This is a genomic window from Bacillus sp. ISL-18, from assembly GCF_018613415.1.
Taxonomy (GTDB): Bacteria; Bacillota; Bacilli; order Bacillales; family Cytobacillaceae; genus Neobacillus.
Genome location: NZ_JAGGQG010000013.1, coordinates 156,398 through 166,693 on the forward strand (window position 1 = coordinate 156,398; position 10,296 = coordinate 166,693).

A 10,296-nucleotide genomic window follows, 5' to 3' on the forward strand; every position below is an offset into this window, starting at 1 on the left:
TTCGGGCCCATTCTCTATTATATAGAGAAGAGAATACCCGTACTTGAACGGGAGAGGTTCATAGCTGATACCCTCTATAAAAAACTATGGATACATGACTTTCTGCCATGTCCATATCCGGACGTGGCTTTTTGTTTTTTATCCCATTAGTTATAGGATCATTCAGCTGAAACTCTCTTATAAAGTGTGGGGACACATTTTTATAGGGGGTTTTTTTATGTCTGGCCGCAGCCACGAAGAAGGATTAAAGGATTTAACACTATTAGGTAATCAAGGAACTACTTATTCATTTGAATATGCACCAGAGGTTTTGGAGGCAGTGGACAATCTCCATCCAGAACGGGATTATTTTGTAAAATTTAATTGCCCTGAATTTACTAGCTTGTGTCCGCTGACACGCCAGCCGGATTTCGCAACAATGTATATTTCATATGTTCCGGATAAAAAAATTGTGGAAAGTAAGTCGTTGAAGTTATACCTTTTCAGTTTTAGGAACCACGGAGATTTCCATGAAGACTGTGTAAATATCATCATGAATGATCTAATTAAACTGCTCGACCCGCGCTATATTGAAGTATGGGGCAAATTTACGCCACGCGGCGGAATCTCCATTGACCCATGGTGCAACTACGGAAAACCAGGCACCAAATACGAAGAAATGGCCACCTACCGGTTAATGAACCATGACCTTTACCCAGAAAAGGTAGATAATCGATAAAAAGAAATGGTGACAGGCACCAAAAAGGCACCACAAACAAAGCAGCCGTGGAACACGGCTGCTTTGTTTTATATTTTCCCACTTCGTTTTATAATGCTGCTTTGATTACTTTTTTGTAATAGAGCACAGATAGGATTCCAAAGATGGAGTAGAGGCTAGTATAGAGGACCATCACTAGTATCATCGGGGTCCAAACTTCGCTGCCGAAAAGAAACCAGCCGGATTGGACGGCAAAATAACTGTGCAGCAATCCAATCACTAACGGAATTCCAAAGTTAAATAGCTGCTTAGCTTGAATTCCCTTCAATAAATCACCTTCTGTGAAACCAAGCTTCCGCAGGATCGTATAGTTCGGCTTCTCCTCTTCACTCTCACCCATCTGTTTAAAATACAAAATGCATCCAGACGTGATCAGAAAGGTTAAACCCAAAAAGCCAACAATAAACATAATCAATCCCATATTTTTTTTCTGAGTATTACTGATCTCCAAACGAGACGAATAAAGGTCATTCTCGTTAAAGGATAAATCTTGATAGACTTGATTGGCTTTTTCGAGCTGACTCTCATCCTTCAACCTAAACCCAACAAAAAGAGAAGTCTTCTTTTGAATAGAAGGATTTAGATCCTTTTTCAATCGTTCAAATACGGATTCGTCCACAATCGCAATTGGCTGACCGCCGTTTGTAAAATATCCGGAAATCACAAAATCTTTCTTTAATCCTAAGTAGCGGAGCGGAATCGTTTCCGTTTGTCCCTTTAATTCGATTCGGCCGCTATCTTTTAAACTCATAAACTTCTGGAGCAAATCATTATAACCGGTAAAAATGGTCTCACCCGTGGCCACATCAATATCTTTCACAGCCCGTTCACTAATCATCGGAAGGGTCATCTCACTAGGATCCACCATCATGCCTTCCAGGTTAGTATTCAAAATGTTCTTTAAATTGGCGGACACCTGGAGTACTTCAATCCTCTTTTCATCAAAATCAAAATCCTTTGCAGCCAACGCCTTTTTAAATTTATCAGCATCTTCTGCATTGGTTATGGCGAAATCACCCGCTGTATCGTTTTCAGCCATCTTTTCGGCAGAATAATAGGAGATATAGCTCAAAGACAATAGCCCAATTGCAAGAGCGGATATTGTGGTAATCACAGTTAGTAACAGGGCATTTGACTTCATCCGAAACATAATTGATGACAAGGATAATACCTGATTAATGGTTAAATAGCCATCCTTCTTTTTCCGGACGATATTAAAAATAAAACTAACCGATCCTTTATAAAACAGGTAAGTGCCGATAATGACGCTGCCCAAAATATAAATCATCGCCAAAAACAATTCTGTCATCGTGGTATAATCGCCAGTAAATAACTTCGATGAAATATAGTAGCCGGAAATAATTGAAAGCAATCCGAAAATCCCCATAAGAATTTCCCAGATAGACATTCCTTTCACTTTTTCCTCCGTTGAGGAAACGACCCTAAAGAGCGATAGAATGCTTTGCCGCTTAATAAAAAAATAATTCATCAGCATAATCAGGAGATAGATGACACTGAATACAATGATAGTCTGGACCAAAGCCTGGGAAGAAAAATGTAAGCGGGCAATTGCATCCACCTTGGTAATTTTAAATAAAATCATAATAATTAACCGAGATATAGAAAAACCGATAAAGATCCCAACCAACATCGAACCAAAATAGAGAATAAAATTCTCGGCGCTTAGGATGCTGAAAATCCGAGCTTTTGTCATCCCGATCAATTGAAATAATCCAATTTCTTTGCTTCGCCGCTTAATAAAGAAATTATTCGCATATAGCAAAAAGATGGAGACAATGGCCACCAGGAGAACGCTGCCTGTCCGGATGGCAGCCGCCCCTTTAATGGAATCCTTTGTTTCATTCATGGACGGATCATATTGCAGCGTGACAAACGAAAAATAAAGGGCAACGCTAAAGATGAGTGCAAACACATAAAGATAGTAGTTTTTTAGATTTTTTTTCAAGTTTCGAAAGATAAGCTGATTAACGCTCATATGGCACACCGCCTAGCACGCCTTGGGTTTTCATGATATCCTTAAAAAAATCCTGCCGGGATTGGTCCCCTTTATTTAATTGGGTATAAATCTGCCCGTCTTTTATAAAAATCACTTTGCCGCTGAAGCTGGCCGCAACGGGATCATGTGTCACCATCACAATCGTGGCCGTCCGGTTTTGATTTAATTCACTAAGTTTGTTTAACAGATCAGATGCAGATTTCGAGTCGAGCGCTCCTGTTGGCTCATCCGCGAAAATAATACTTGGTTCGTGGATGAATGCACGGGCCGCCGACGTTCGCTGTTTTTGTCCGCCGGAGATCTCATTTGGGTATTTATCTTTAATCTCCATGATTCCTAACTCCGTTGCAACCTGATTGAATCGCTCATCCGCCTCTCTTTTAGAAACCTTCGTAATCGATAATGGTAATAGAATATTTTCTTTAACTGTTAACGTATCTAATAGATTATAATCTTGAAAAATAAACCCAAGATGCTGCTTGCGAAACTCAGCAAGCTGCTTTTCCTTCATGGCCGTCATTTCTTTGCCTTCAATAGTAATTGTTCCGCCGCTGACCTTATCAATTGAGGACAGTACATTGAGAAGTGTGGTTTTCCCGGACCCGGAGGCCCCCATGATACTCACAAATTCCCCTTTTTCAACGGTAATATCGATCCCTTTTAAAACCGCTTGTTTATTCAGCTTATTACCATAGCTCTTATGAATTTTATTAGCTGTTAAAATACTCATAACAACACGCTCCTTTATTTCTATAATCCAATTATAAAATCTGACGGTTCACTTCTCCTTCGAATATCCGAACAAAACAACAAAGCATGTGACATTTTTGTCACATGCCTAAAATCGCTCCGAATTCATTTCTTCGTGGAAAGGTTAACGTGAATATGGTTCCAACTCCAGGTTCTGATAGGACATCGATATGAATCAATAGAGACTCTGAAATTTTCTTGGTTAAATATAAACCCATGCCGGTAGAGGCGTTGTCATGGTGAGCGGTTGTTGAGGTAAAGCCCTTATCGAAAATCCGCGGCAGGTCTTTTGGGTCAATTCCGCGCCCAAAATCCTGAACCATTAGCTTCGTTCGGTCATCCTCCATTAAACTTCGTATAACAATATCCGATGCCGAGCTGTATTTCACAGCGTTTGTTAACAACTGGCGGATCATAAAGGCAAGCCACTTGGCATCCGTTAAGACAGACGCGGCTTCTACCTCCACTTCAAATCCGATCCCTTTTTGCATACACCAGGTTTGCAGTGTTTTAATTTCTTTAAAAAGTAAGGTTTTTAAGTCAGTCTCTTCTATATATAGATCATTCTCCATAAAGGGCAGGCGCTTTTGATGAAGCTGTGAATCAAGCAGCAGATGGATTCGCAGCCATTCTAGAGCTAGCTGTGCTTTTAATGGACTTTCTTCTAAACGGTCAATCATTAAATGCATCGCTGTCAAAGGTGTTTTGACTTCATGAATCCAAGCTAAAAGCTCATCTTTTTCCTGCTCCACAGACACCACATTGTTCGAAACCTTTTGTTTCAACAGCAGAGTTTGGTTCACAATACTTTCCTCAATAATTTTTTCAAACGGACTTTCCGCCTCGGCTATATTGGTTAAATCAAGATTGTTTTCCCATTCCGCTAAGGCTGCATAAAATTTCGTTTCCTTATGGAAGCGAAAGCACAAAAAGATCACAAAGATAAGCGTGGATAAAAAAACAATATAGAGAAGGGGCATAAAGTGTATAGCGGAATCAATATAGCCTGCAAAGAGGACTAAAAGCTGTAAACATACAAAAAGAACAATCCAGCTTCTTCTTTCTTTTAAAAAAGTTTTAATCATATTGTTTGCGCCTCTTCAATTGCCATGTATCCTTGGCCAACCTTTGTTTCAATAAATTGTCCGAGATTAAGCTCGTCCAGCTTTTTCCTAAGCCTGTTTACATTGACCGTTAACGTGTTATCGCTGACAAACCGCTCATCATCCCACAAGCTTTTGATTAATTCTTCACGGCTGACAATTTTATTCTTTTGTTCAATCAGCTTTTTTAATATAAACATCTCGTTTTTTGTGAGTTCAACCGTACCAGCCTCGCTGCTGACTGTATTTTTTTCAACATCAATCGTTGCAGCCTGCCAGGTTTTTAGGGTTATTTGTTCATGATTGTAATTATAGACGCGCCTGAGGATTGCTTGAATTTTGGCAATCAGCACATCAAAATGGAACGGCTTTTGAATGAAATCATCCGCACCAAGCTGCATGGACATCACCATGTCTGTCGGATGGTCGCGCGACGAGAGGAATAAAATTGGAACATTCGAATGGGAGCGAATCATCCTGCACCAATGAAAGCCGTCAAATTTCGGAAGCTGAATATCAATAATAACTAAGTCAGGTTTAACTCTCGTAAACTCCTGCATCACCAGGTTGAAATCACTTATCCCATACACATCATAAGACCAGCCCATAAGCCGGTCCTTTATTTCATTAAAAAGCGCTTGATCATCTTCGATTAATAATAACTTAAACAATAAATTCACCGCCGTACTTAACATATCTTACGTCAATTGTATAATATATCCTTTTTCCGTGCTATAAGTTGGTGCCTGTCACCATTAGCGACATTAACACTATCCTAAACCATTTATTGGTGTCAGGCACTTTTTTTAAGATTAAGAAAGTATAAAATCCACTTTGAAAATTGTCCAGCTCCAGCGCCCTAGCGGCTGGTGTCCTTCGCGCTCCGCCCTACGATAAGTCAACATCGAATCGCTGTCGCTCTTCGTGTTGTCCAGCTCCAGCGCCTAGGGGCTCGGGGTCATAAGCCAATCCGTCAAGAAGGCTAAAGAGCAGCCTTCTCGCCGGCTCGTCTTATGCCTGTCGCCCCTGATCAAGGCGCCTCCGCTTTTCGACTTTCCTTTATCTCAGTTGGAGCACTCCATAAGGAACGCTTCGATAGCATAAGCAATCGCACGAAGGAAAAGCGATAGCTTTTCCGAGGAGGCCATACGCCGCTGACCAGGGCGCTTGCGCTTTTCTTATTTTAATTAAGGATAAGTTAAGGGAGGCACATGATAATAGGCTCATGAATTAAAAAATGTTTGGAGCGGGTCCGGACTGTTCCATGATCAAAGGAGTCTAGATAAATGAAAAAGTGGATTTGGATACTGATTAGTGTACTAGTTGTTGGGTATGTCGGCTATCAATGGTTTCACTCCAGAAGCAGTGCTAGTACAAGCACTGCTGCACAGGTTCGAACAGCTACTGTCCAAAAAGGGAAGTTAGAAGTGACGATTAGCGGTTCGGGAACAGTTGAACCAGTAACCACAGAAGATATAAAAGCAACAGATGATAATAACGAGATCGACGAAGTGTTAGTTTCTGCAGGAGATACCGTGACTGCAGGAGAATCATTAGTAACCTTTACGGATGACAGCGATCCAATTACTGCGCCAACTGCTGGAACGATTACTACGGTGTCGGTTGCCTCAGGAGACCGGATCAACAAAGGCATGGTGGTCGCACACCTAACCAATTACAACGATTTGCAAACAATCGTTCAAGTCGATGAATTAGACATTCCTAAGGTAAAAGTGGGTCAAACCGTAACATTATCAGTTAGTGCTTACCCTGATGCAACTTACACAGGGAAAGTTACTGCCGTTGCGGAAGAAGGAACCTCAACAAATGGTTCATCAACCTTTGCTGTTACCATTCATATTGAAAAACCAACCAACCTAAAAGTTGGAATGAGTACAGAAGCAACTATATTAACAGCAAGTAAAGCAGATGCAATATATGTACCCGCTGATGCTATCTACACAAACAATAATGAAAAATACGTAATTGTCGATTCGACAGGTACAAGCACTGATAGCTCCACTACTGCGTCAGGACAACAAAAAACTGTTAAAACTGGTATTTCTACCGACGAATATGTTGAGATCACTGAAGGTGTAACAGAAGGTGAAACGGTCGAATTGCCACAGCTATCATCAAGTAGTTCATCAACGAACCAACAAGGCGGAATGATGCAAGGTATGGGCGGCATGCAAGGCGGAATGGGTCAAATGCCGAGCGGCAATATGCAGCGAAGTGGACAAGGAACGACAAGTGGAAAGTCTGGCAACTAAAAAACTGAAACAAACAGGAGTGTATTTTATGAAAAAAACTAGAAAAGCACATTTATGGATCGGGTTAATCTGTTCGATATTTATCTTGATGGAATCAATTACAGGTCTGCTCATGAATGAGCCGTGGCTGATTGGTCAGTCATCACAAACAGAACAACGAGGTAATTTTCAGCCAGGCATGATGCCAGGGCAACAGCAAGGCACGACTACAAATTCAAACCAAGCAACAGGTCAAACACAAGCATCAGGCCAAACTCAATCTCCGTCTGGAACAACATCTCAAACGAATGGTACAACTAATAATCAAACCAGCGGAAGCACACAGAGTAATTCAAATGGGCAGTTTCCTGGCCCAGGCGGACAAAATGGCTTTGGAACAAAAGGTTCCCAATCAGGTTCATTCATGAGTACGATTAAAGGACTTCACGAAGGAAGAATTGGAACGACTAATATTAAATGGCTAATAGACCTGACAGCCATCGCAATGATTTTCTTAACTGGATCAGGAATCTACCTTTCCTTAAAGGTGATTGGTGCAGATAGAAAAAGGAAAAGGTTGAAGATGGAAAGAGAAATTGCCTAGGAGTGTCATGAAGAGAGTACCATCCCAGAAAAATGGGTGGTGCTCTTTTTTTGAAAAAAGGAAGTGAACGACCTCTTTTCATTAAACTTTCACCAATCACAACTACAATCATAGAAAATCCATTCATGAAAAACAGCTCCAGATGAAAGGTTTCTCAAGGGGAGTAAACCAGCTATGAGCGAGGTGTTAAGGCAAACTTAAGCTATCTTCCTTAGGATACATATAGACAAATGCGGAAAAAAGGAGCTCGTTATTGATGAATGTCCTATTAGCAGAAGATGATAATCGCCTAGGTGATTTAATGGTATATATGTTGAAAAAGAAAGGAAATTGCAATGTAGAATGGGTTAAGGAAGGGGATGACGCCTTCTACTATGCAACCTCTGCCCATTATGATGTGGTCATAATGGACTGGATGATGCCAAATGGAGACGGTGTCGATATTTGCAAACGTTTAAGAAAACAAGGTTATTCAGGTGCCATCTTAATGCTGACTGCCAAAGATACCGTCCAAGACCGGATTGAAGGTCTTGACTCCGGTGCCGATGATTATCTTGTTAAACCTTTTGAATTTGATGAACTATTAGCTAGACTGCGCGCCCTATCCCGCCGAAATTATGCACCAATTGTAGAAGAAGAGACGGAGATAGATGGTCTAGTTCTTAAACGGGCCAGCCATATGGTTCGGTTTGAAGACATCGAAATCCAGTTTAGTCCCCGAGAATTTCAACTAGTAGATTTACTGATGAAAAATAAAGGACAAGTCCTGCCGCGTGAGCTAATTTATGAGCGCGTCTGGGGTCTTGAAACAGATGTGACGATGAAGACCATTGATGCAACCGTTAAATTAATTCGTAAAAAACTATCCTTAATCAGTAAACAAAATAAACTTCAAAGTATAAGAGGGGTGGGTTATAAATTTGAAACGTAATTTTTTTTCCTTCTTTGACTTCCTATTGAATCTCGGGGATCAAGATGTTTTTAGAAATACGCAAAACCGGTTAACAAGAAATTTTAGTGGACTTATCATGCTATTTCTCTTTTTGTTTATTCTTGTTGTTTATTCGGTTCTTTATTTTGTCATTCTCAATACACAGGAACGGGATCTTCGGACCTTGGTCTCACAGGAAGCGAGTTACATTGAGAACTTGTTAAGCAGGAATGACCAAAGAGACATTAGAGGAATCCAAAATCAAGAGTTGGCTTTTGCTGGAGTAGATCAATCCTTCTACTATGTAATGGATAGTACCGAGAAAGTAGTAGTGGGCAGCGAGGCCAATCCCCGCTTACGGCAGCAATTCCTCTCACTCATAAATAAACATATATCTAATCAACAGGATATTCAAAATGAAATGATACGCATGGATCAGAAACCATCTAGAGGACGAGCACAATTCCATGCACCTGATGAATCTCAGGATATCCATATGATGATTGCCAGCCATGAAGTTTATTACAAAGGTCAATTTATCGGCCAAATTTATATAGGTAAAGATGTCTCATTTGCTTATCGGTTATTTCACTGGGTTCTGGTGATTCTTGTTGTGCTGGGGATTGTTTTTGTGGGAGTTGCCATATACATTAGCTTGCGTATGTCTAAACGAGCGATGGTTCCGATTAGATCTGCTTTTAAAAGGCAGCGAGAATTTGTGGGGGATGCATCCCATGAATTAAGGACACCTCTAAGTGTCTTGCTATCGTCTATTGATGCGATGGAAATGACAGTTGATACTCAAAAGGATGAGATGACAGGTAAACTACTTGCAAATATGAGGGAAGAAGTCAAGCGGATGACCAACCTAGTCAGCGATCTTTTAACCCTCGCACGCTCAGATTCCAATACTAATGAGCTAAAAACAGAAGTGTTTGATTTAAAGCCTTTAGCTGAAAAAGCAATCGAATCATTACATCCGATTGCAGCCCGCAAACAGATTGAGCTGGAGTTATCTGCCCCTGCTGCTGCAACTGTTATAGGAGATCCTCAAAGGATATCTCAGTTGATTTATATCCTTTTGGACAATGGTATAAAATATACGCCAGATGGAGGAAAAGTAAAACTGAACCTCCTCAAAGAAGGGCGAGAAATAAGAATTATCGTTCAAGATACAGGGATAGGGATTAAGAAAGAGGATTATCACAAAATTTTTGAACGCTTTTATCGGGCGGATAAATCCCGATCCCGCCAAATAGGAGGCCATGGACTTGGACTATCAATTGCAAAATGGATTGTCGAAACACATAAAGGAACGATACAAGTAACAAGTCAAATGGGAAAGGGAACTACGTTTATGGTTAGGCTGCCTGATTACGTTTAAGTAATCAGGTTTTGTTTACGAAAAATGCCTTTTTAAAAAATTGTTAAATAGTTGTTGACTTCCTTTTGATAGGATAGTAACATAGTAATCCTGATGAGGGGATGCCGCAATCGGCAAACTACTCATTGAAAAAATAATTATCAGATGTTGACAAGATCAAATGAATCTGATAGTATTAATACTCGTTGAGCAGGACAAAAAAATTATTTTAAAATAATTATTGACATCCTAGCTAACGAAGTGATATGATAATATCCTGTCACTAATTGTTCTTTGAAAACTAAACAAACAAAAACGTCAACAAACAATAAATTATCATGTTTCTTCTATTATATAGGATGAACATGAGCCAACGTAACAAAATGAGCTAAATCAACTTTCATGGAGAGTTTGATCCTGGCTCAGGACGAACGCTGGCGGCGTGCCTAATACATGCAAGTCGAGCGAATCTTTCAGAACTTGTTCTGGAAGATTAGCGGCGGACGGGTGAGTAACACG

At 40.4% G+C, this 10,296-nt stretch carries 9 protein-coding genes, 1 rRNA gene and 1 riboswitch; of the genes, 6 read left to right on the forward strand and 4 right to left on the reverse strand.

Translation table 11 applies throughout. From position 1 onward, the window contains the following. The first annotated feature begins 47 nt into the window (after positions 1–47). A riboswitch (PreQ1 riboswitch) is annotated at positions 48–94 on the forward strand. A gap of 123 nt (positions 95–217) precedes the next feature. Beyond that, positions 218–718 carry a preQ(1) synthase gene (gene queF, locus J7E81_RS20595; RefSeq protein WP_215045317.1) on the forward strand — a complete coding sequence of 167 codons (501 nt, stop codon included), beginning with the start codon at positions 218–220 and terminating at the stop codon, positions 716–718. An 88-nt stretch (positions 719–806) separates the two neighbouring features. Here the strand turns inward: queF and J7E81_RS20600 are convergent, their stop codons facing one another. The 4 genes from J7E81_RS20600 to J7E81_RS20615 form a co-directional block, all read right to left on the reverse strand. Next, on the reverse strand, positions 807–2,753 hold the full coding sequence (locus J7E81_RS20600; protein WP_215045318.1) for an ABC transporter permease: 1,947 nt from the start codon (positions 2,751–2,753) through the stop codon (positions 807–809). Then, the gene (locus J7E81_RS20605) at positions 2,743–3,504 is read right to left on the reverse strand and encodes an ABC transporter ATP-binding protein (RefSeq protein WP_215045319.1); all 762 of its coding nucleotides are present in this window, start codon (positions 3,502–3,504) and stop codon (positions 2,743–2,745) included. Before J7E81_RS20605 ends, J7E81_RS20600 begins: the two co-directional genes overlap by 11 nt. Positions 3,505–3,604: 100 nt before the next feature. Beyond that, positions 3,605–4,609 (reverse strand): sensor histidine kinase, encoded by a 1,005-nt coding sequence (locus tag J7E81_RS20610; protein ID WP_215045320.1) that lies wholly within the window; start codon positions 4,607–4,609, stop codon positions 3,605–3,607. After that, the gene (locus J7E81_RS20615; protein WP_215045321.1) at positions 4,606–5,298 is read right to left on the reverse strand and encodes a response regulator transcription factor; all 693 of its coding nucleotides are present in this window, start codon (positions 5,296–5,298) and stop codon (positions 4,606–4,608) included. The genes J7E81_RS20610 and J7E81_RS20615 overlap by 4 nt, the downstream gene beginning before the upstream one ends. A 615-nt stretch (positions 5,299–5,913) precedes the next feature. On the opposite strand from J7E81_RS20615, the gene J7E81_RS20620 reads away from it, so the two are divergent. From J7E81_RS20620 to J7E81_RS20640, 5 genes are all read left to right on the forward strand, one after another. Continuing rightward, on the forward strand, positions 5,914–6,900 hold the full coding sequence (locus J7E81_RS20620; protein WP_215045322.1) for an efflux RND transporter periplasmic adaptor subunit: 987 nt from the start codon (positions 5,914–5,916) through the stop codon (positions 6,898–6,900). Positions 6,901–6,928: 28 nt separating this feature from the next. Beyond that, positions 6,929–7,483, forward strand: a complete 555-nt coding sequence (locus tag J7E81_RS20625) for a PepSY-associated TM helix domain-containing protein (RefSeq protein WP_215045323.1) — start codon at positions 6,929–6,931, stop codon at positions 7,481–7,483. A 256-nt stretch (positions 7,484–7,739) separates the two neighbouring features. Further along, positions 7,740–8,414, forward strand: a complete 675-nt coding sequence (locus tag J7E81_RS20630) for a response regulator transcription factor (RefSeq protein ID WP_215045324.1) — start codon at positions 7,740–7,742, stop codon at positions 8,412–8,414. Next, positions 8,404–9,798, forward strand: coding sequence for a sensor histidine kinase (locus J7E81_RS20635; protein ID WP_251028771.1), 1,395 nt, complete (start codon positions 8,404–8,406; stop codon positions 9,796–9,798). Before J7E81_RS20630 ends, J7E81_RS20635 begins: the two co-directional genes overlap by 11 nt. A gap of 378 nt (positions 9,799–10,176) precedes the next feature. After that, positions 10,177–10,296 (forward strand): 16S ribosomal RNA (locus tag J7E81_RS20640); the annotation flags it as partial.